This is a genomic window from Stenomitos frigidus ULC18 (genome assembly GCF_003003795.1).
Taxonomy (GTDB): Bacteria; Cyanobacteriota; Cyanobacteriia; order Leptolyngbyales; family Leptolyngbyaceae; genus Stenomitos; species Stenomitos frigidus_A.
The window spans coordinates 1-21095 of sequence record NZ_PVWK01000040.1; the positions used below are offsets into that span (position 1 = coordinate 1).

The window sequence follows — 21095 nt, forward strand, 5'->3', positions numbered from 1 at the left end:
GGCGTTGGCGCCACGTCTGGACGCCTTGAAGCCGCAGATGCAAGCCCTCGCTCACCAGCAAGCGGATTGGCAGCGCCCAGCCCAGCTTCTGCCAGCGGTGCAGGGCCGCGGCCAAGTCACCGCCACTTTGTGTCTGGTGGCACCGCCCACACTCGGCAAGCGGTCTGCAACACAGCGCGCTCGTTTGGTGGGCGTGGCCCCCCGCCACCGGGACAGTGGTCAGCACAAGGGCAAGCGCCTGCTTTCGGGCGGGCGCACGCGCGTCCGGTGTGGCTTGTCTATGGCAACCCGCGTGGCGACGCCCCACAACCCCGTGAGGCGCGACTTGGAGCAACCCTTGCTGGCAAAGCGGCAAGCGCAACCCAGTGGCTCTGGTTGCCTGTAGGCGCCAACGCCTGGTCAGGCTCAATGCCATACCCGCGCTCACACTCCCTGGCCAACGCCCGCTGCCGCCAGCCGCCGCACAAGACACGGTCCGACTCAACCGCTCCCCCACTGCTGTCACTGGGTCACGCGCGTTGAGCGCTCAACCGATTTTTCCATTCCCCTCGACTCCCAACACAATCGCTACAAAAGGGAAATGCCTCAGATTAATTAATCCACGAGCCTTATGACACTGGGATCAAGTCTAAAGGTCTCTTGAAGCATACAGGCTAGACTTCATGATATTGAGGGATTGCACTAAAATCAAACACCGAGTCTGAGAAATGCTGGCGTTTGAGCATCACTAGAAGCAGTTAAAATTTTCGCTATGACAAATTTTGAAGTGCTCAACTCTCAGCCTGAAATAGGGGCGCGATCGCAGCCTAAAATCCGGTTAGCGTTTCTGGATGGTATGCGTGGGCTGACCGCATTTTATGTTGTGCTGGTGCATCTGTATCGGGAAATAGTTTGTAGTTGATTCACCTGCTGCTGTTGGGTCTCGCCGCCTTACTGCTGAGCGGTATACAGGCACCTGTTATCAAATTTTTAGGGTTGCTGCTTTTCGGCGTACCGCTGGTGCTTTTGGCGAGCGATGGTTTTCATTTCCTGTTCGAGAAGCCATTTGTGTCCGAGCGGGCAAAGGCCGGTTCGTAGGGACGTGGCTTTGCCATTGCCTCACGCTAATTCTAGAGGTTATCGATCGCCACAGGTTCCACCGCATCCGCCATCGCAAACCCAAACACGCTGGAGTAGAAGTAAAACTCCCCATCCAGCGTGCGTTTGATATTCTCGGCTTTACGAAACCCGTGTTGCTCCCCAGCAAACAGCACGTAGGCAACGGGTAGCTTCTTGGCACGAAGGGCATTTACCATCATTTCTGCCTGGTTGGGCGGCACAACTTGATCTTCGTCGCCCTGGAAGAAAATCACGGGACAGGACAGGCGATCGGTCGCATAAAGGGGCGATCGCTCTTTATACAGCGCTTCTGCTTCGGGATAGGGGCCAATCAAGCCATCGAGATAGCGGGACTCAAACTTGTGAGTATCTTGTGCGAGTGCTGCCAGGTCACTGACGCCGTAGAAACTCGCACCCGCTTTAAAGACCTTGCGAAACGTCAACGCTGCCAGGGTCGTATAGCCGCCTGCACTGCCACCATCAATGACAAGACGATCGCCATCCACAGCACCAGAGTTTGCCAGATAAGTCGCACCATTCGCACAATCATCGACATCCACAATGCCCCACTGCCCGTTCAGGCGTTCACGATAGGCGCGACCATAGCCTGTACTACCACCATAATTGACATCCAACACGGCAAACCCACGACTGGTCCAGTACTGGATTTTGAGGTTAAAAACAGTCGAGGTCGAGCCCGTGGGCCCACCGTGGCTTTTGACTAACAGCGGTGGACGCTCATCACTAGGAGCGGTGTAGTCCTGATTTTTGGGTGGATAGAAAAAGCCGTATGCCGTCAAACCATGTTCGGTTGGGAACGCGATCGTTTGCGGGACAGACAAATACCCTGGCTCGATCGTCAACGTGCTGGAGCGCTGCAAGACTTCAATGGTGTGCGTTGCCAAATCTAATTGGACGATCGCCCCTGGTTCTGTTGCCGAACCCGCATTAAACAGCACTCGTCCAGGCGCAACGTGAATGCCGCCAATTTCGGTGTAAGGCGTTTCAATCACCTCCAGCTGCTTGGTCTGAGTAGCGAAACTGGCGAGATAGGAAAGCCCTTCTTTGCTGTAGGTACAAACCAGACGCTGCGCTGATGCAAACGCATAGTTCGCGATCCCAAACACCCAATGGGGCGAACCAAATTCGGCTTCCATCGGGCAAAGCGGCTCAATGTCACCCTTCCAGCGGTAGAGGTTCCACCAACCGGAGCGATCGCTTACAAAATACAGTACGCCATCCGGCGACCACTGCGGTTCGAGTACCGATTCCTTGATACCACCCGCAAGACACTGCGCCGTTTCCACCAAACCATCTGTTGTGACTGTTGCCACCCAGAGTTCCGTGCCATCCCAGGGCATATTGGGATGATTCCAGCTCAGCCATGCCAGTTGGGAACCATCTGGGCTCAGCCGTGGTGAGGAGTAGAAGTCGCTACCCGAAACAAGAACGCGTTGCTCTCTGCTGCCATCAAGGCTAAGGCTGGCGATCGTATTGACGGCTTCCCCTTCGCCCGTATGGTCTTCCCGCACGCAAATTAACCGCTGCCGCTGCACGTCAACCACTCCATCTGCATAGCGTAAGGCAGCTTCGGGCGTAATTGCTACTGGTTCAGCGTTGGCATCCTGGCGATAGAGCCGTTGATCTGCAAAATTTGAAAAATAGACCGTGCCCTGATGCACAAGGTATGCCCCCCCGCCGTACTCATGCACCCGTGTCCTGACGTTGAATGGTGCGGGTGTGATGTCTGTGGTTTTGCCATCGGGAGTCCGACGCACAATGACATTACGACCGGCTTCGGTTGGACGCAGCTCCGTCCAGTACACGACCTCACCATCTAGTCGCACACCTCCCAGGCCGATCGTGCCAGCCACAATGAGGTCAGAGGTAATGGGAGATTTCCAGGAGCCGTAAGATGCCGTGCGGGGTTCAACCATGAGTTTGAGGAAATTTTTGAGTTTTGAGTTAATTTAGCGGGGTTGCTGAATCTGAGGATGATATGTGATGGCAACCATCGCTCTAGGGACGTTTCGCAAAACGCCCCTAGAGGTTCAACCTCGTATTTGCAAGGACGAGTTGTCAAAGGGACAAAAACAACTCACCCTCAGCCTAAACGATGACTTCAGAAAAAACATGGGTCGGCATTGATGTCTGTAAAGACGTGCTCGATATTGACTTGCTGCCTCAAGGGGGCACCTTGCAACAGCCTCATCACGAAAGGGAAGTCCAAGCGCTGATTGAGCAGTTACGGCCCTTGTCGCCGAGTTTGGTGGTGGTTGAATCCACTCCCATTGTTCCGTCTCATCCTTGCCGCACTGCTGCTTGACTTTCAAGACAGTCACTACGGGAAATGCCGGAGTGATGAAATTCTTGTTCCTTAGTCGTTCTAAGTCAATCAGGTGTGAGAATACCGTATACAGGCTAAATTCCTACGAAATGCTTATTCTCGCCTCAGAATAATTTGGTTTTCTGGCCACTTCGTGTAAAGTATTAGCCTGAATATGTCATTTTAGAGATGAGTCTCCAGCTTTACTAGCTTGTTGTACTGTCCACGCATAGGGATGCACAGCCTGACAGATATACAACCTGGTATCCGAATCAAGATGAGCAACCGAAAGCGCCGCCTAGCCGCTTGAAGAGCTTCGTCCTTCCTTTTTCAGAGACTGCTCAGCTGTCTGCATTTTGGCTGAAAGGAGTATGGACATTCCACGTTTTCCCGCTGCTGGCGCTCAGGTCAGAATTCTAGTCGTTGATGACGACGAAGATAACCTTTTGCTGGTTAACTATCAGCTGCTGCAATTACTCGACTGCACCGTGATCAGTGCGCAGGATGGGCAGACAGCTATTTCTCTAGCTGAAACCTACACGCCAGACTTGATCTTGCTGGATATTATGCTGCCTGCGATGGACGGGTTTGAGGTGGCTCGCTGCCTGAAGCAGAATCCTCAAACGCAGACGATCCCAATCATTGCAGTGACGGCAATGGCTCGATCGCTCGATCACGATCTTGCTCTTGCTTCGGGCTGTGATGACTACGTTTGCAAACCGTATGAAATGGAGACCTTAGCAGCGGCGATCGGGCGTCATCTAAACCTGCCGTCTTCGTTGCTGCATACGTCATGAACAACGAGACAAGTTGCGCCCAGTACTGGTGAACCTTGAATACACCTGGTCTGCGGCGGTAGACTTCGTTCTTATAGGCCAGCTTCGATGCGCCAGCCCAACTGCTGGCTGTAGCTAGCGTCTAACCTTTCGTTTCTACCTTTGCTTGAGCAACTTGCATGGCCGTAATGAGCTGCGCCAACGCGTATTCAAGTTGTGCCCCTGCATCCATAGCGACCCAGCCTTCAGGAGTCAGTTGGCGGAATTCAAAGTGGAGGTGAGGCCCGGTAGAGAGCCCTGTGCTGCCAACTCGACCGATGACCATACCCTGCTTGACCCATTCCCCAGGCTTGACGAAGATTTCAGAAAGATGGGCATAGATGGTTTCTTGGGTGCCTTTGTTGTGATCCACAGCGACAGCAAGACCATAACCGCCCAAAAAGTCAGCGATCGCCACTTTGCCAGCGTAGGCTGCTAAAACGGGTGTGCCCAGTGGTGCTGCTAAATCAGTGCCGGAATGAAACCGTTGTGTCCCTGTAACAGGATGCACTCGCCAACCAAAAAGGGAAGAGATCGGCGCCGGAATCGAGAGCGGGAAAATCAGTCTGATGTTGCCATTGCCTAACCGTCCAGAGGGGCGTGCCGTAAGCTTATAGTACGCTTGCCAGTTAGGAGAAGTGCTCGTAGCCAATGCTGTCGCACTACTATTGAAGGAACCGACTCTAACGGTTGGCAGTCCCCCTGCCGCGATCGAGGCTTGGGATGCATTCCGGCGGCTGTCTAACGCGCACGGGCTTCCGTCTAGCAGTTGACTGCTCTGCAAGACCGCACGGCATCCCGTTGACCGTTCTGTCAGCACGATCGAAGTGGGTGCATCGTAGCCAACACTTTCGGGGCGGGAATTTGTCGAGTTGGGCTGCGCGCTTCTGGGTAATTCGGTTTGTGGTTGTACGATTATGCGCTCTGGTGCTGCTGGCGTTGGTGTCGCCAAGAGCGGCATAGTTGCGTCTGAGCTTGGTGCTGTTACCGAAGGCGCGGTCATCGCAGGGCTAGCTTCTACCAGGGAGGTCCCGCCATCCGTTGCCCCTTGAGCCAGCGTCATGGTGCTACTGAATAGACTCACTCCAACACAACTCAGTCCACAGGCTAGCAGGGCGTAGTGGCGACGATCGAGCGACGTTGGGGGTAGTTTAGGCGTCATTGACAGTTCCTGAAAGGGCGATCGGGTAAGCATTGGCACTCTAGTCGTAGAAGTAGGCCGTTTAGTTCCAGCAACAGGCATTATGTCACTGGCTGGATTTTAGGCTAGAACTACAGCAAGTCTAGCTGCACCTGACTAGAAATTTTAGAATTTAAAGATGCAAGCCAACGCCTAGAGTTTAGCAACAGTTTATAGCTCAGCCTATTGTACCTGGCATTTAAAAGCCGGTTCTAGCAAGAAAACGTCAGAAGCCTCTCACCGCACTCTTTCTCTTTATCTCTTTATGCTGCATACCTGGCATTGGCGTACCTGGAACGAACTGCCCTATCTAACCTGTAGCCTTTTGGAGCCGTGGCCACACGGCTTTTTTACCCAGCAGTTTTGGCAGCGATCGCCCGCTGATTTGACTCATGTTTTACAGCCCAGCGCACAGGCGTACCGTGTGAAGCAAGTTCACGGCAACACCGTTTTAGCGCCGTCTGAAGTAGAGCAAACCGCCGACAAAGATTACCCTCCAGCTGATGGGCTCGTGACTGAGCAGACCGATCAGGCCGTCTGGGCTTGTAGCGCGGATTGTACGCCTGTTCTGATTGCCGATGCCGTTACCGGCCAAGTTGCGGCTGTACACGCAGGCTGGCGAGGGACGGCGCTCAAAATCGTACCTCAGGCGATCGCCCGTATGCAGGCGCAGGGAAGCCAATTACAAGACCTGCGGGTTGCTATGGGGCCCGCGATCGCGGGTGAGGTCTATCAAGTCTCCGAGCACGTTGCCGCTGAAGTCGGGTCTACTGTCGTTACGCCTGGTGACGATCCAGCGACCTTGCTAGAGGCTTTACGCCAATTACCAAATTCCCCACTGTTGGATGATCCAGAGCCAGGACGGACACGTTTGGATGTACGACGTATCAATGCCTTGCAGCTAGAACAATTGGGTCTTCATCCTGAACAAACGGCGATCGCACCTTACTGTACGTATCAAACCCCTGATCATTTTTTTTCGTATCGCCGTAGTCGCGAGAAAAAAGCTCAATGGTCTGGCATTGTCAGCCAGGCAAAAAGAGCTTAAGAGTGAAACATGAGTTGTGTGGTGACTAAAACGTTGTCGAAGCCTAGACATCAGTAAGCTTCGACAACGTTGCATACGTTAGAACATCAAAAGTACACAAATGCAACTCGCTAACGGCTTGAGCAAGCAACTTTTATAAACTCGTTGCGATCGTCACTATAGCTACCCACTGGCTAGCTTAATCAGATGATTTAGCCTTCTTGTTAGGCGTTCCTTCAAACGGCTGTACGCCTGTCTCTGGATAGGAATCATCGCTGGGGCCAAAAATGCGTACAAACGCGCCTGAAAAATACTGAACAACCCTATCAAGTTGCTTAAGAATAGACATTATTGTTACCTCAAAGACAAGTGTTTTAATGCAAACCTAGCAGCAGCAAATCCTCGGTTCGACACTGTGTATCTTGGCACCTCAATTATGCCTTTATAGCGAGCGATGCTTGATTTTCGCATCAATTGTTTAAAGTCGGGTTTGGCTGTTTGGGCAGACTTTTGCTACTCCTGCACGGTCATCAATCTAGCGACCCTAAAGCCTCTGTTAGCAAGACCCAATCTTGAGCGGTCAGCGGTCAGCGGTCAGCGGTCAGGCGTCGGCAACCTTTTTAGAGCCTTTCTCTACTGTTCAAACGCCTTTCAGCAGGAGATGAAGTCATACGACCGAAACAGTTTTTACGGTCAGTCGTGGAGGTGAGTTCAGCAAAGGGATTCGCTTTTACTGTTAACCTATGACGCATGCCTCTATAGGTTGCTGCCACGATCGCAATTTATATTTGGTCACGACTGACGCAAAAGCTGCCAAAATCCGCTCCCTAGACTCCAATCCTGCTCGGTCCTCTCAGGATTGGGGGCAGCGTAAGTCCTATTGGTATCAACCGCTCAGTCGAATGTAGCCGATCGCCGATCGCTCATTGTCCATAGCAAGACTGTGGCAAGACGTGTCGGCGGTAGGTAAAGATTAGAAAAACTGATTAATTTTAATGATTTCTACCATAAGCCGAGAAGCTAGAAATGGTGGAGATGCCTTTGCCTTTGACGCTCTTACGCCCTTTCACTCGTCAGTCAAGAATAATCAAGGCATTTAACTTTCTTAACACGTCTCTAGTTTTGGTTTTTTTAACTATAATTAGAAGCATACAACAGTGAGTCGATCGATGAGTACTTCCATTGCCGCGCAGCCACCGCTTATGAGTTCAGATCCCGTCAAGGCGTCACGATCGTCCGTTCAATCACTGTCGCCGATCGTGGCTCAGCAAACCGTAAGCTCTACTACTGAACCGCTATCGTCCTCCAAGCCGCTCATAGATGGGCAACTTATGTATGCAGCACAGGACTCCAGCCTTCTCACTGACCTCTACCAACTCACGATGGCAGCTTGCTATGTCGGTGAAGGGCTCGATCAGCGACGTGCTAGCTTTGAGCTCTTTACCCGACGGTTGCCGGACAACTTTGGTTATCTGGTTGCGATGGGTCTGGAACAAGCATTGACTTATCTGGAGCACTTTTCGTTCGATGCCGCGCAGATCGAAGCGCTCCAGGCCAGTGGTATTTTTACTCACGCCCCCGATCGCTTCTGGTCATTGCTGGCAGAAGCTCGCTTTGAGGGCGACGTATGGGCCGTACCTGAAGGCACGATCGTCTTTGCGAATGAGCCATTGCTACGCGTTGAAGCACCCCTCTGGCAGGCACAAATCGTTGAAACGTACTTACTGAATACCCTCAATTACCAGACATTGATTGCTACGCGTGCGGCTCGTCTGCGAGACGTAGCAGGAGCGCAGGCAACCTTATTTGAATTTGGTACGCGACGAGCCTTCAGCCCTCAAGCCTCTTTATGGGCAGCGCGTGCAGCTCTGGCAGCGGGGTTGGATGCGACCTCTAATGTGCTGGCAGCGCTGAAGCTGGGACGCAAACCCGTCGGCACAATGGCGCATTCCCTCGTGATGGCGTTGTCAGCCACCGAAGGCACCGAGGCGCAGGCATTTACCGCTTTTCATCGCTACTTTCCAGGCGCGCCGCTGCTGATTGACACCTATGACACGATCGCCGCCGCCAAACACCTTGCCGACAAGTTGCAGCAACACAAAACAGAATTAGCAGGCGTTCGTATCGACTCTGGCGATCTAGCAGTCTTGTCTCAACAAGTGCGCCAACTCTTGCCGGATGTGCCCATTTTTGCCAGCGGCGATTTAGATGAATACAAAATTACCCAGCTCAAGGCGACTGGAGCCTGCATTGATGGTTATGGGCTCGGTACGCAATTAGTGACAGGCGCACCCGTAAACGGTGTTTATAAACTGGTAGAAATTGATGGGATTCCCGTCATGAAAGAAGCCACCGGCAAAGTCAGCTATCCAGGACGCAAGCAAATCTTCCGTTGCTATGAGGAGGGACAGGTGGTGAGCGATTGTCTGGGGTTGATGGCAGAAAGTGAGCAGTCGGCAAGCAGCAGTCAGCGGGCAGCAGTCAGCGGGCAGGAGTCCGTAGAACGTCCACCCGACACCTTTACAGGCGAACAGGCGCTCATGCAATTAGTGATGAAACAAGGACAGCAACTGTACGCACCGGAAACGCTGGAGACGATCGCTCAGCGCACCGCTCATTCAGTGGCCACTCTCCCCGCCACAGCACGCCAAATCCACGATCCCCTCTCAATTTCAGTCGAACCATCCACTGCACTCCTCAACCTCATCGCCAAAACTCAACAGAGACGACAGAACAGCCAAGTGATGTTCTAGACAGGACGTTACATGTAGCGTCCCTACAGAACCCCTCTCTAACCACTAATAACCAACAACTAGCCCACCCATGCTCAACATTGCTCTTTTTGGCACCAGCGCCGATCCACCAACCGCAGGACATCAAGCAATTTTAGTTTGGTTGTCTCAGCACTTCGATCGCGTTGCTGTGTGGGCAGCAGACAACCCTTTCAAGTCACATCAAACGCCGCTCATCCATCGGATGACAATGCTGCAACTATTGATTGACGACATCAATCCACCGCGCCATAATCTGCATCTCTATCCAGAACTCAGCAAGCCCCGTACCATTCATACCTTGGAAGTTGCCGAAACCCAGTGGACTGATGCGGTCTTCACCTTAGTCGTTGGGTCTGATTTGGTGTATCAACTGCCCAACTGGCACCAAAGTGAAAGGCTGCTAGAACGAGTGAATTTACTCGTTATTCCACGACCAGGATTCGTGCCAAATGAAATGGCTCTGGCAGAATTGAGGCGAAGGGGCGCGAGACTGGCGATCGCCGATCTGACTGGTCCTGATACGTCCTCCACAGCGTATCGTGAGCATGGAGATACCGATGCCTTAACGCCTCCCATCGAAGCTTATATCCACCGGGAACACTTATACTCATGCCAGAACGCCTCCAAAGAAAAGCAGCCCATTCGGTAAACGATCGCGCCCTCGCAGACTTCAAAGTTGGCGTAGATAACGTGATTTTTTCCGTTGATACAGCGCAAAATCGGCTGCTGGTGCTCCTGGTGATGCGGCAGGAAGACCCCTTCTTAGGACAGTGGAGTTTCCCTGGAACCCTGGTGCGTCGCGGTGAATCGCTGGAAGATGCCGCTTACCGCATCCTTGCCGAAAAAATTCGCGCCCGTAACCTTTACCTGGAGCAACTCTATACGTTTGGTGGCCCCGATCGCGACCCCCGCGAATCAATGGACAGCTACGCCATCCGCTATCTGTCGGTGAGTTACTTTGCCCTTGTGCGGTTCGCCGAAGCAGAACTCATTGCCGATGGTGTGAGCGGTATTGCCTGGTATCCGCTCGACCAGGTACCTCAACTAGCCTTTGACCACAATGAAGTGTTGGAGTATGGCCATCGTCGTCTGCGAAACAAGCTGGAATATAGCCCGGTTGCGTTTGAAGTCCTGCCCGAACTGTTTACACTGAGCGATCTTTATCAGCTTTATACAACCGTTTTAGGCGAAAATTTTTCCGATTATTCTAACTTTCGATCGCGCCTCTTAAAGATGGGCTTTCTCTCCGATACAGGTGTCAAAGCCTCTAGAGGCGCTGGCAGACCTGCAAGCCTTTATCGCTTTGATGCTGAAGCCTTTGCACCCTTGAAAGATAAGCCTCTAGTTTTTATTTAATCGTTAGTTTTGGTTGTTGGTTGTTAGATCGATTGCAGAAAGATTGGAACTTCTGAATGCTACAGAGTAATAGAGTTTCTCAAAGTTACAATTATGAGTAGAGAAGTGCAATTTAAGTCCGATCGACTGGCTGTATTGATTGATGCAGACAATGCGAATGCTGATTTAATTGAAGCGTTGCTTAAAGAAATCGCTAAATACGGCACCTCTCACGTTAAGCGCATTTATGGCGATTGGACGAATACACAGCTTGGTAAGTGGAAAGACAAGCTCAACAAGTTTGCCATTCAGCCCATGCAACAATTCCGTTATACGACAGGCAAAAATGCCACGGATAGCGCCTTGATTATTGATGCAATGGATTTACTGTATACACACAACTTTGACGGGTTTTGCATCGTCTCAAGCGATAGTGATTTCACTAGACTTGCCAGCCGTATTCGAGAGTCTGGCTTGGTTGTATACGGCTTTGGTGAAAAGAAAACACCGTTAGCCTTTATTAGTGCCTGCGATAAATTTATCTACACTGAAATTCTAGGACAACCAAAAGAGTTGGCTTCAAGCAACTCGGCTGATAGCCCCGTTGAGAAAGACCCTAAAAGTTTAATTAAAGATAGTTCAAGCCAAAAACCAGAAGCGTTAGATAGCCAAAAGCTCAAGCGCGATCGAGAATTAGTGGGTTTGCTGAAAGATGCCTATAAAGCGATCGCTGAAGAAGATGGTTGGGCAAATCTCGGTCCCTTTGGGGCACAACTAACTAAGATTTCACCCTCGTTTGACCAACGCAATTACGGTTATGAAAAGCTGGGGAGTTTGATCCGAGCAACTGACTTATTTGAGGTCAAAGAGATTCCTCATGATAAAAACCCTGCTGCCAAACAAATACACATTAAATTCAAGTCTTAACGTATGAAAATTGCGATCGCACAACTCAATCCAACTATCGGCGATCTGACAGGTAACGCCCAAAAGATTTTGGCAGCCGCACAACAAGCCGCTGAGCAGGGCGCACGCTTATTACTGACACCCGAACTTTCGCTCTGTGGCTATCCACCCCGTGATTTGCTGATACATCCTGGTTTTGTCGCCTCAATGGCAACCACATTGGAGCAGTTGGCTCAAGACCTGCCGCGATCGCTCATTGTTCTGGTTGGCACTGTAGAGGTGAATCCAAAGGCTCTCCTGCAAGGCGGCAAACCCCTCTTCAACAGCATGGCACTCCTGAAAAACGGCAAAATCCAAAAAATATTCCACAAGCGTCTTCTACCCACCTACGATGTGTTTGACGAAGACCGCTACTTTGAGCCAGGAAAGGAGGCAAACCATTTTGTGCTGGAGCTTGAGGAGGAGCAATTAGCGGTCAACAGTCAGCGGTCAGCGGTCAGCGGTCAGGCATCAGAAGCGACTCCAAACTCAACGCTCTCCTCACCCCCTCACCCCTTCACCCCCTCCCTCCGCATCGGCGTCACCATCTGCGAAGATCTCTGGAACGATGAAGAATTTTGGGGCAAACGCAGCTATACCGTGAATCCGATCGCTGATCTGGCGCAGGAGGGTGTTGATCTCACTATTAACCTCTCAGCGTCTCCCTACACGGTGGGCAAGCAACGGGTGCGCGAAGCGATGCTCAAGCATAGTGCCACTCGCTTTCACCAACCTGTGATCTACGCGAATCAGGTGGGTGGCAACGATGACCTGCTTTTTGATGGCTGCAGTGTGGCTTTTAACCGTCAGGGCGAACTCGTCTGCCGTGCGCGCACCTTTGAAACCGATCTGCTATTGCTGGAGTTCCATGATGGTGACTTGCAACCCAGCTCGATCGCCGTACCGCCAGAGAGTGAAGAGGCTGAACTCTGGGGTGCACTGGTTTTAGGCGTACGGGACTACGCTCAGAAGTGTGGTTTCTCGAAAGCTATCATAGGTTTGAGTGGTGGGATCGACTCAGCATTGGTTGCCGCGATCGCCACCGCAGCGCTCGGTAGTGATAATGTTTTGGGCGTGCTGATGCCTTCCACCTACAGTTCCGACCATTCCATCAAAGATGCGCTGGCACTGGCTGAGAATTTAGGCATCCACACAGAAACCTTACCCATCGGCGACCTGATGCAAGCTTATGACCATACGTTTGCACATCTGTTTGCAGGCACCGAATTTGGGCTAGCAGAAGAGAATATTCAGTCCCGCATTCGTGGCAACCTGCTGATGGCCATCTCAAACAAATTTGGGCATCTATTGCTTTCCACCGGCAACAAATCCGAAATGGCAGTCGGCTATTGCACACTCTATGGCGACATGAACGGTGGCTTAGCTGCGATCGCCGATGTCCCGAAAACTCGCGTCTACTCTCTGTGTCGCTGGCTCAATGAAAGGCTAACGGCTAAAGATGAAAGGCTAAATCTCAATCCGGACTTATCCTTTAGCCTTCATCCTTTAGCCTTACCTGAACTCATTCCCCCCAACATTCTCACCAAGCCTCCCAGTGCCGAACTCAAGCCTGGTCAAGTCGATCAGGATTCGCTACCTGACTACGACACACTGGACGCTATTCTGGCGCGGTTGATTAATGGTCATCAAACGCCTGATGAAATTGTTGCAGCAGGTTACGCCCCTCAAATCGTCAACAAAATTGTGAAATTGGTGACACGCGCTGAGTTTAAGCGGCGACAAGCTCCCCCTGTACTGAAAGTGACCGATCGCGCCTTTGGGACAGGCTGGCGCATGCCGATCGCCAGTCGATGGCTGCCCAGTACGTCATCTGAGCCCGTTTGATAGGACATCAAGCGATCGTCGTAAGACGATGGCTGAAAAATGGTCTTCCAGGCTTTGACCGTCTCTTTGCCAATTTCCGTATCCTTCGTTCTACCGTCGTTCCAGAGCAGCCGAATTGCAATATTTCCTGGTGGTGCCGAAGCCAGGGCAGTGGCTAATTCTGGCGAGACGGGGCCGCTGGTGTAGGTGTAAATCTTGCCAGCGATCGCAAGACTGATCGAGTCGGGCACATTTTCAATAATGTAGTAGCGGTAGACCGGGTCGGCATCAGAGAACAGCCCCAAACCCAAGCCAAAGCCTCGCCTGTAGTGCTCAAAGCCAGAGAGACCAAAACCAGAGAGACCAAAACCAGAATGTCCAAACCCCGCGTCATAACCGATCAGCCTTGACCCGATGCGATTGTAGGTCACGCCAATACCACTCTTTGCCCAACTGCTGACAAACACAAACCCAGATTTATAGTTGCGATCGTAAACAATTTTGCCGTCAAAGGGATTTTCGACCACTTTCGACCATGCCACATTGTCATTGGCATCGACCGGAGCGGGTGCGACTGCCAAAACAGGTGAGGCCATACTGACGGTGAAGCTGAGTCCTAATCCTAATAATTGCCACTTCACGCGAATACCTCCGTGCCATCTCGCTGTAATGCTTTGCTGTAGTAGATGTAGAGCCTCATTAGAGCGCTGCGACGGCGTTGCGATCGCCGATCGCTCGTCTAGATCTATTGTGAAAGATTTGTTTTGATCTCGGCAATACCGAGAGAGTGAAGAGTGAGGGTCTTTTCAATTTGCGGCCTCCTGATCCACCTCAGCCCTAAAGTTATTTTGTTTATTGTGAGGTTCTGGTAGCATTTGAACCAGATAGGACAGCCCACGTACCGCCTTAGCAACACATAACACGGGGAAGATGCTATGAAATGGAGCGACATGCGCCGCAGTAACAATGTGGAAGACAGTCGAGGTGGGTCTGGTGGTGTACCTGGAGGTGTGGGCGGTGCCAGTATTGGTGGCATTATCATTGCTGTAATCGCTGGTCTGCTTTTCGGGGTCAACCCCTTAGAAATCTTGAGTTTAATGCAAGGTGGTAGTGAGGTTGCCCCAGCCCCCCAACGACAGGGGCAACCGATCCAGGATCGAGATTCAGACTTTGTGAAAGCGGTTTTGGGCGATACAGAAGACACCTGGAGTCGCGTTTTCAAGCAACAACTCAACGCCACCTACCAACCACCAAAGCTTCGTCTGTTCAGTAATAGTGTTGATTCAGCCTGCGGGTTTGCAAAAGCGGCAGCCGGGCCTTTCTACTGCCCTGGTGATGACAAAGTGTATCTAGATATGAGCTTCTTTAAGCAAATTCAGGCAACAGCTGGAGCGGATGCGGACTTTGCACGCGCTTACGCGATCGCGCATGAGGTGGGGCATCACGTGCAGAATGAACTGGGCATTTCAACCAAAGTGCGGCAACTGCAAGCGCGTTCAGATAAGTCAACAGCCAACAATCTCTCTGTTCGTCTTGAGCTCCAGGCTGACTGTTTGGCGGGCATTTGGGGGCACTACACCGCTGAGCGCAATTTAATCAATGGGCAAGATGTGAAAGCGGCCATGAATACCGCGACCCAGATTGGTGATGACTATTTGCAAAAACAGTCAAGCGGCTACGTTGTACCAGAAGCCTTTACACATGGGTCATCGGAGCAGCGGGTTTCATGGTTTACTCGTGGTTTAAAGTCGGGCAGCCTGAAGCAGTGTGATACGTTTGGTGCCAGCTAGCCATTGACCACAAGACGCTTTCCGCCGAAATGTTGCAGAATATGAAGATAGCCCATCGCTGGTGTGGGTGGCACTCGCTACCTGCACTCGCGATCGGGTTCTCCCTTTGTTTCCAATCACGTCCCAACGTAAAGCCGTTATGCTAGAGCCTTCTTCGTCCCAAGCCAGCGCCAGTGAAAGCAAACCGGAGGGCAAGGGGGCTGAGCCGAAAACGGTTCGTGGATCGACCGTCTATCCGTCTCGCTTCTCAAGCTTTAACCCTCTGGCCTACACGGATGTTTTTGCCGATCGACATATTGGGCCACGTGAGCCAGACATCGACCAAATGCTATCGGCGATCGGGTTCGACAGTCTTGAAGCGTTCATTGACGCTACCATTCCACGCGGGATTCGGTTGCGGAGACCCCTGCGGCTGGAATCGGGCAAAGCAGAATACGAGCTACTGGCAGAGCTGAAAGAAATGGCTCAAGAGAACCATGTCTTCCGCTCTTTTATTGGTATGGGCTATACCAACTGCATTACGCCACCCGTCATCCAGCGCAATATTCTAGAGAATCCTGGTTGGTATACCCAATACACCCCCTATCAACCTGAAATTGCCCAGGGACGACTGGAGGCACTGCTCAATTTTCAAACAATGGTAACTGACCTGACAGGACTGGAAATTGCCAATGCCTCGCTACTGGATGAGGCAACAGCAGCAGCAGAAGCCATGTCCATGAGTTATGGGTTGAGCAAGACGAAAGCCAATGCCTTTTGGGTGTCTGACGCCTGCCATCCTCAAACGATCGCGGTAGTGCAAACTCGTGCCAGACCGCTAGGGATTGAGGTGATTGTGGGCGATCACCGCACGTTTCAGTTTGACCAGGCGGTGTTTGGGGTGCTGTTGCAATATCCAGCCACCGATGGTGCACTTTATGACTATCGGGACTTTTGCGCTCGCGCCCATGCGGCGGGAGCCCTGGTTACCGTCGCGGCCGATTTGTTGAGTCTCACCCTGCTGGTGCCACCGGGAGAATTTGGCGCCGACATTGCGATCGGTAACACCCAGCGCTTTGGCGTGCCGTTGGGGTACGGCGGGCCGCATGCGGCTTACTTCGCCACGAAGGATGCCTTCAAGCGCCAACTGCCGGGTCGCCTGGTCGGTGTTTCTAAGGATGTGCATGGTGCACCGGCATTGCGTCTTGCCCTGCAAACGCGTGAACAGCATATTCGGCGAGACAGTGCGACCAGTAACATTTGTACTGCACAGGTGCTATTGGCAATTATTGCCAGTATGTATGCGGTGTATCACGGGCCTGAAGGACTGCGGCAGATTGGCGATCGCGTCCATCGTCTCACAATGATTCTGGCAGAGGGGTTACGTCGCTTGGGCTACGCTCCCAGCCCCGAGCCGTTCTTTGATACCTTACGAGTGACCGTTCCTGATGGGAAAGCAGCCGAAATTAGGCGGCGAGCACATTCCCACCAAATTAACCTGCGGCAGCTTGATACCCATACGTTCACTATTACGCTGGACGAAACCGTTTCCTCCGATGACCTACTGGCGCTCTTCCAGGTTTTTGCGGGTGCAGAAGTCACCCACTTTACCCCCGAAGATTTGCTTACTGCCACTTCTCGTCCGCTCATTCCATCGACCCTGCTGCGCTCTACCCGCTATCTGACGCATCCTGTCTTCAACCGCTATCACTCAGAGACGGAACTGCTGCGCTACCTGCATCGCCTGGAGTCTAAAGATCTGTCGCTGACAACAGCAATGATTCCCCTTGGCTCCTGCACGATGAAGCTCAACGCCACAACTGAGATGCTACCCATTACCTGGGCAGAATTCGGGCAGATTCATCCCTTTGCGCCGCTTGACCAGACTCAGGGTTACCAGACGCTCTTTGACCAGCTAGAGCACTGGCTGGCAGAGATTACGGGGTTTGCTGGTATTTCACTCCAACCGAATGCAGGCTCTCAGGGCGAATATACCGGGCTGCTGGTGATTCGTCAGTACCACGAGCAGCGTGGCGAAGGACACCGCAATCTGTGCCTGATTCCCCAATCGGCTCACGGTACCAATCCTGCCAGTGCGGTCATGGCTGGCATGAAAGTGGTGCCCATTGCCTGCGATCGCGACGGCAATATCGATGTCGCGGATCTCCAGTCAAAAGCAGAGCAGCATCAAGACAACCTGGCTGCGTTGATGGTCACGTATCCATCTACCCACGGCGTTTTTGAAGAAGCGATTCAGGAGATTTGCGAGAGTGTTCATGCCTACGGTGGACAGGTGTATATGGATGGTGCCAACCTGAACGCGCAAGTTGGGTTGTGTCGTCCCGGTGATTTTGGAGCCGATGTTTGCCACCTCAATTTACACAAAACCTTTTGCATTCCTCATGGTGGCGGCGGGCCTGGTATGGGGCCGATCGGTGTTGCAGCCCATCTAGTCCCCTTTCTGCCCCGACACCCGATCGTTCCAGTGGGTGGAAAACAGGGCATTGGTGCTGTGTCAGCCGCACCGTGGGGCAGCCCTAGCATTCTGCCCATTTCTTGGGTTTACATTGCGCTGATGGGTGCCGAAGGTCTGACCAAAGCCACACAGGTGGCCATTCTCAATGCCAACTACATTGCGAAACGGCTAGAAGGTCACTACCCAGTGCTTTATAAGGGAAAGCAAGGTCTGGTCGCACATGAATGCATTCTGGACTTGCGTCAGTTTAAAAAAACCGCTGAGATTGAAGTGGATGATATCGCCAAACGGCTTATTGACTATGGCTTCCATCCCCCTACGGTGTCGTGGCCCGTTGCAGGAACCATCATGGTCGAACCTACCGAGAGCGAGTCAAAGCAAGAGCTCGATCGCTTCTGTGATGCCATGATTGCCATTCGCGCCGAGATTCAGGCAATTGAAGACGGTACGGTCGATCGTCAAAACAATCTGCTCAAGCATGCACCACACACGGCTGCAGCACTGATGTCTGACGATTGGGATCGCCCTTATTCACGCCAGCAAGCCGCTTATCCCACAGCATGGACATGTGACAACAAATTTTGGGCAGCGGTCGGACGGATTGATCAAGCGTATGGCGATCGTCATCTGTTTTGCACTTGCCCGCCGCTGGCTGCTTACGAGAGCTAGAGCGACTGGCCTCTTGACACGACTACTGCGCAACTTAACCTAACCGTTGCTTCACCACAAATGACTGCAACAGGCCTATGAGGACGGAGGGCAGGGCGTTCGTGCGCCGGGTAAACGTAGTATAGCTATAGACCATTCTAGGTCTTAATTAATTACTCTCACCATTATTGATGTGTAATAATTTGCAATGAATTTTGCTCGATCGTGTGCCATTAATCAGAGGTGAGTATATTTCCAGATAAAATTCTGGTGCTGCTTCAAACAAAATACCTTCTCCTGAGAAGACGCCCCGTTCAAAATGGCATATTACTCCGCTCATGGCTCGGATGACCTGGACATGACTCGTATCTATTGATGTAATAGCAGAGATTATGGTTAGCTTCTTCAGGAGATTCAGTTGCTAAAAGGGGACGTAAGTAAGTCATCTTTTTTGTATCTAAATTAAGTGTTTTAGATGAATGAACCTAATCTCTGACTCGAGCAGCATGGCATAAGAATGTTTGAAATAATGTCTATGCACATGTTTGAGTTGCATGAGTTGTATCAATACGCATCAAGTTTTTACGATTGAAGTGATGCTTGAATATTTTCAGATGACGACAGAGTATTGCAAGATCATCACATTAATCTAGGTGCAGAATTTAGTTTTAACAATGTCCGTTGACATCTGTAAAAGCGTCAATGTTGCAGTAAATGTTTGAATTGACTGTGACTGGTATACGTTTTACTAAAACCTTCAAAAGGTGGAGGTTGCATCGGGCAAAGACTGTCATACTTCAGTGGTCGATCGAAGCAAGTTCGGCTGAAACTGATTCGAAGACTGGTTTATGTCGATTCACACTTTTTGTTGCTCGATCGTTGTTTGGAAAGTGGCATTGGCAAAGTCGCCAATCCACAACTGCTCCGAAGTGGCCAAAGTAAATCCACTTGGGCACCCTCACACGTTCGTCACATCCTTTTTAAATTTTAGGTGGGGAGGAATCATCAGTGTGTAATGACTACATCTTGTCTCGTTGAATTAATTAAGAGAGGGTTATGATTGTCGATTCTTTATCACCTACAGCGACCTCTATCAACAAAACCGAAATCATTCTGCACGCCCAGGTAGAAGCACTCTACTATGGCAAGTTTCTGGCTCTGCGTAATGTTAACCTTCCCGTTTACAAAAACACCATCACAGCCTTGATTGGTCCCTCCGGTTGTGGCAAAAGTACGTTGCTACGATGCTTCAATCGTATGAATGAACTCATTGCAGGTACGCGACTACAAGGACAGGTGCTGTTTCACAATACCAATGTCTATCAGCCGGAGATTGATCCGATCGCACTCCGAGCGAGCGTTGGCATGGTCTTCCAAAAGCCCAATCCTTTTCCCAAATCAATCTTTGCTAATGTCGCCTTTAGTCCTCGGAATCAGCGTTTTCAGGCAATCCTGGATGAGCAAGTTGAGCAAGCGTTACGACGAGCCTATTTGTGGGATGAAGTTAAAGATCGACTCCACGAAAGCGCTCTCGATCTCTCTGGCGGTCAACAGCAGCGGTTGTGTATTGCCAGGGCCCTAGCAGCAAAGCCAGAGGTAATTTTGATGGATGAACCCTGCTCTGCTCTTGATCCACTGGCAACCAGGCAGATTGAAGCGTTACTGGAAGATCTGAAGCAGCAGCACACGATCGTGATTGTGACTCACAACCTACAACAAGCTGCACGTGTCTCTGACAGGGCAGCCTTTTTCAATATTATGCAAGAGGGGAGCCGTACGGGCGAATTAGTGGAGTACGACGACACTGATGTGATTTTTCATCATCCTCAGCAGGAAACGACTCGACAATATGTACAAGGTCGTTTTGGTTAAGGAAACATCTGATCTTTAAAGGAACTGAGCCTTACGCTCATGCCGGAAGCGAGTGTGAGATGCAGCAAGTTCACAGCAATTATAAATTCAAAATTTCAGGCTCTTGAAACCCTTGTCCCGAGCGAGGTTCTTGATTCTTAACAAATCGACTAAACGCTGAAATGGCGCAAAATCGTTCCGAATTTATTTTTGCTGTTGTCGCAGCGGCTGTCTTGCCATTCGTGGTGCTAGTGACGCTGCCATTACTATTTGTACTGGTAGTGAAGGAAGGCTGTTCAGAACTGGATGTTGGCGATTCACCGCTTCGGGTTAATATGCTTCACGTTAAGAAAGTTCTGAATGGATCAACCTGAGTGAGTTTCGGCAAATGGTCGATCGCGTTTGAGACAGGGTGATAATGGGTCAGGAATGCGCGATCTACTGAAAGGAGTCAGCAAACCGCAGTTTGAGACAGCAAAAAGCCTGTTTGCTTGCGGAAAATACCAAAATGAATGCGTGATCTACTGAAAGGAGAAAGCAAACCGCAGTTTGAGACAGCAAAAAGCCTGTTTGTTTGCAGAAATTACTGAAAGGAGAAAGCAAACAGGCAAAAGGAGAAAGCAAATTGCTACTTTGCTGATTCAATCAGTATAGGACTTACGCACTCGCCCCCTAATACCAATTCTCTAAAGACCGGCTACAGATAGTGCCTCTAAAATAGAGTGCTATCCTACAATGGAAGCAATTACTTCCTTAGTCATCGCTTCTAACCGCGCTCGCATCAACAACCGCAACGCATCGAGGTTCTTCGGCAACTGCCAGCGCAACCCTAATTTGAAATGCTGCCACACACGCTCAATGGGATTGGTTTCTGGGGAGTGCGATGGCTGAAACAGCAAGATGATGTTGGTCGGCATCTGCAAGCGTTTGGCGCGGTGTGCCCCAGCCTGGTATGTGATTAGCGTGGGCTGACGGACTCAGATTTCAGCACCATGGCTTGCGCCACTTGGTCGATGAACGAGTCGCC

The 21095-nt window shown here is 51.3% G+C and carries 19 protein-coding genes and 1 pseudogene; 15 read left to right on the top strand and 5 right to left on the bottom strand.

Going from position 1 to position 21095, the window contains the following annotated elements:
* The 3 genes from C7B82_RS07580 to C7B82_RS07585 all read left to right on the top strand — a co-directional run.
* Positions 1–385, top strand: a 385-nt coding sequence (locus C7B82_RS07580) for a transposase (protein ID WP_219904124.1), incomplete at its 5' end; no start/stop codon positions are given.
* Positions 386–751: 366 nt separating this feature from the next.
* The gene (locus tag C7B82_RS32035) at positions 752–901 is read left to right on the top strand and encodes a hypothetical protein (RefSeq protein ID WP_181357390.1); all 150 of its coding nucleotides are present in this window, start codon (positions 752–754) and stop codon (positions 899–901) included.
* Positions 898–1077, top strand: coding sequence for a hypothetical protein (locus C7B82_RS07585; RefSeq protein ID WP_106255697.1), 180 nt, complete (start codon positions 898–900; stop codon positions 1075–1077). Before C7B82_RS32035 ends, C7B82_RS07585 begins: the two co-directional genes overlap by 4 nt.
* 32 nt (positions 1078–1109) lie before the next feature.
* Here C7B82_RS07585 and C7B82_RS07590 read toward each other — a convergent pair whose 3' ends face one another.
* Positions 1110–3035, bottom strand: a complete 1926-nt coding sequence (locus tag C7B82_RS07590; protein ID WP_106255698.1) for a S9 family peptidase — start codon at positions 3033–3035, stop codon at positions 1110–1112.
* Positions 3036–3214: 179 nt separating this feature from the next.
* On the opposite strand from C7B82_RS07590, the pseudogene C7B82_RS07595 reads away from it, so the two are divergent.
* Together C7B82_RS07595 and C7B82_RS07600 are read left to right on the top strand one after the other, a co-directional pair.
* Positions 3215–3385 (top strand): annotated as a pseudogene (locus tag C7B82_RS07595) (IS110-like element ISMae40 family transposase); the annotation flags it as partial.
* Positions 3386–3795: 410 nt separating this feature from the next.
* Positions 3796–4221, top strand: coding sequence for a response regulator (locus C7B82_RS07600; protein WP_106255699.1), 426 nt, complete (start codon positions 3796–3798; stop codon positions 4219–4221).
* A gap of 121 nt (positions 4222–4342) precedes the next feature.
* On the opposite strand, the gene C7B82_RS34190 is transcribed toward C7B82_RS07600, so the two are convergent.
* Positions 4343–5434 (bottom strand): M23 family metallopeptidase, encoded by a 1092-nt coding sequence (locus C7B82_RS34190; protein WP_106255700.1) that lies wholly within the window; start codon positions 5432–5434, stop codon positions 4343–4345.
* 250 nt (positions 5435–5684) lie between these two features.
* Here C7B82_RS34190 and pgeF point away from each other — a divergent pair, with 250 nt between their 5' ends.
* Positions 5685–6467, top strand: a complete 783-nt coding sequence (gene pgeF / locus C7B82_RS07610) for a peptidoglycan editing factor PgeF (RefSeq protein ID WP_339375172.1) — start codon at positions 5685–5687, stop codon at positions 6465–6467.
* A gap of 178 nt (positions 6468–6645) precedes the next feature.
* On the opposite strand, the gene C7B82_RS07615 is transcribed toward pgeF, so the two are convergent.
* Positions 6646–6795 carry an isochorismate synthase gene (locus tag C7B82_RS07615; protein WP_181357391.1) on the bottom strand — a complete coding sequence of 50 codons (150 nt, stop codon included), beginning with the start codon at positions 6793–6795 and terminating at the stop codon, positions 6646–6648.
* Between the two features lie 820 nt (positions 6796–7615).
* Between C7B82_RS07615 and C7B82_RS07620 the strand changes: the two genes are divergently transcribed.
* From C7B82_RS07620 to gcvP, 7 genes are all read left to right on the top strand, one after another.
* On the top strand, positions 7616–9199 hold the full coding sequence (locus C7B82_RS07620) for a nicotinate phosphoribosyltransferase (protein ID WP_339375173.1): 1584 nt from the start codon (positions 7616–7618) through the stop codon (positions 9197–9199).
* A 70-nt stretch (positions 9200–9269) separates the two neighbouring features.
* Positions 9270–9869 (top strand): nicotinate-nucleotide adenylyltransferase, encoded by a 600-nt coding sequence (locus C7B82_RS07625; protein WP_106255702.1) that lies wholly within the window; start codon positions 9270–9272, stop codon positions 9867–9869.
* Positions 9830–10576, top strand: a complete 747-nt coding sequence (locus C7B82_RS07630; RefSeq protein ID WP_106255703.1) for an NUDIX hydrolase — start codon at positions 9830–9832, stop codon at positions 10574–10576. The genes C7B82_RS07625 and C7B82_RS07630 overlap by 40 nt, the downstream gene beginning before the upstream one ends.
* Before the next feature lie 135 nt (positions 10577–10711).
* Positions 10712–11482 (top strand): NYN domain-containing protein, encoded by a 771-nt coding sequence (locus C7B82_RS07635; RefSeq protein WP_281258938.1) that lies wholly within the window; start codon positions 10712–10714, stop codon positions 11480–11482.
* Between the two features lie 3 nt (positions 11483–11485).
* The gene (locus C7B82_RS07640; protein WP_106255705.1) at positions 11486–13345 is read left to right on the top strand and encodes an NAD+ synthase; all 1860 of its coding nucleotides are present in this window, start codon (positions 11486–11488) and stop codon (positions 13343–13345) included.
* Positions 13346–14259: 914 nt separating this feature from the next.
* Positions 14260–15114, top strand: a complete 855-nt coding sequence (gene ypfJ / locus C7B82_RS07645; RefSeq protein WP_106255706.1) for a KPN_02809 family neutral zinc metallopeptidase — start codon at positions 14260–14262, stop codon at positions 15112–15114.
* Between the two features lie 139 nt (positions 15115–15253).
* Positions 15254–18238: an aminomethyl-transferring glycine dehydrogenase gene (gcvP, locus tag C7B82_RS07650; RefSeq protein ID WP_106255713.1), complete on the top strand. Its 2985-nt coding sequence runs from the start codon at positions 15254–15256 to the stop codon at positions 18236–18238.
* Between the two features lie 148 nt (positions 18239–18386).
* Here the strand turns inward: gcvP and C7B82_RS35050 are convergent, their stop codons facing one another.
* Positions 18387–18635, bottom strand: a complete 249-nt coding sequence (locus C7B82_RS35050; protein WP_422632151.1) for a DUF1830 domain-containing protein — start codon at positions 18633–18635, stop codon at positions 18387–18389.
* 638 nt (positions 18636–19273) lie between these two features.
* Between C7B82_RS35050 and pstB the strand changes: the two genes are divergently transcribed.
* Both pstB and C7B82_RS07665 read left to right on the top strand, forming a co-directional pair.
* Positions 19274–20089 (top strand): phosphate ABC transporter ATP-binding protein PstB, encoded by an 816-nt coding sequence (gene pstB / locus C7B82_RS07660; protein WP_106255708.1) that lies wholly within the window; start codon positions 19274–19276, stop codon positions 20087–20089.
* 161 nt (positions 20090–20250) lie between these two features.
* On the top strand, positions 20251–20442 hold the full coding sequence (locus tag C7B82_RS07665) for a hypothetical protein (protein ID WP_106255709.1): 192 nt from the start codon (positions 20251–20253) through the stop codon (positions 20440–20442).
* A gap of 351 nt (positions 20443–20793) precedes the next feature.
* Here C7B82_RS07665 and C7B82_RS07670 read toward each other — a convergent pair whose 3' ends face one another.
* On the bottom strand, positions 20794–20985 hold the full coding sequence (locus tag C7B82_RS07670; protein ID WP_106255710.1) for a hypothetical protein: 192 nt from the start codon (positions 20983–20985) through the stop codon (positions 20794–20796).
* Positions 20986–21095 lie beyond the last annotated feature (110 nt).

Coding starts and splice junctions, on each gene's coding strand:
- C7B82_RS32035 (WP_181357390.1), top strand. CDS start 752: ATGACAAATTTTGAAGTGCTCAACTCTCAGCCTGAAATAGGGGCGCGA.
- C7B82_RS07590 (WP_106255698.1), bottom strand. CDS start 3,035: ATGGTTGAACCCCGCACGGCATCTTACGGCTCCTGGAAATCTCCCATT.
- C7B82_RS07600 (WP_106255699.1), top strand. CDS start 3,796: ATGGACATTCCACGTTTTCCCGCTGCTGGCGCTCAGGTCAGAATTCTA.
- C7B82_RS34190 (WP_106255700.1), bottom strand. CDS start 5,434: ATGCTTACCCGATCGCCCTTTCAGGAACTGTCAATGACGCCTAAACTA.
- pgeF (WP_339375172.1), top strand. CDS start 5,685: ATGCTGCATACCTGGCATTGGCGTACCTGGAACGAACTGCCCTATCTA.
- C7B82_RS07615 (WP_181357391.1), bottom strand. CDS start 6,795: ATGTCTATTCTTAAGCAACTTGATAGGGTTGTTCAGTATTTTTCAGGC.
- C7B82_RS07620 (WP_339375173.1), top strand. CDS start 7,616: ATGAGTACTTCCATTGCCGCGCAGCCACCGCTTATGAGTTCAGATCCC.
- C7B82_RS07625 (WP_106255702.1), top strand. CDS start 9,270: ATGCTCAACATTGCTCTTTTTGGCACCAGCGCCGATCCACCAACCGCA.
- C7B82_RS07630 (WP_106255703.1), top strand. CDS start 9,830: ATGCCAGAACGCCTCCAAAGAAAAGCAGCCCATTCGGTAAACGATCGC.
- C7B82_RS07640 (WP_106255705.1), top strand. CDS start 11,486: ATGAAAATTGCGATCGCACAACTCAATCCAACTATCGGCGATCTGACA.
- ypfJ (WP_106255706.1), top strand. CDS start 14,260: ATGAAATGGAGCGACATGCGCCGCAGTAACAATGTGGAAGACAGTCGA.
- gcvP (WP_106255713.1), top strand. CDS start 15,254: ATGCTAGAGCCTTCTTCGTCCCAAGCCAGCGCCAGTGAAAGCAAACCG.
- pstB (WP_106255708.1), top strand. CDS start 19,274: ATGATTGTCGATTCTTTATCACCTACAGCGACCTCTATCAACAAAACC.
- C7B82_RS07665 (WP_106255709.1), top strand. CDS start 20,251: ATGGCGCAAAATCGTTCCGAATTTATTTTTGCTGTTGTCGCAGCGGCT.
- C7B82_RS07670 (WP_106255710.1), bottom strand. CDS start 20,985: ATGCCGACCAACATCATCTTGCTGTTTCAGCCATCGCACTCCCCAGAA.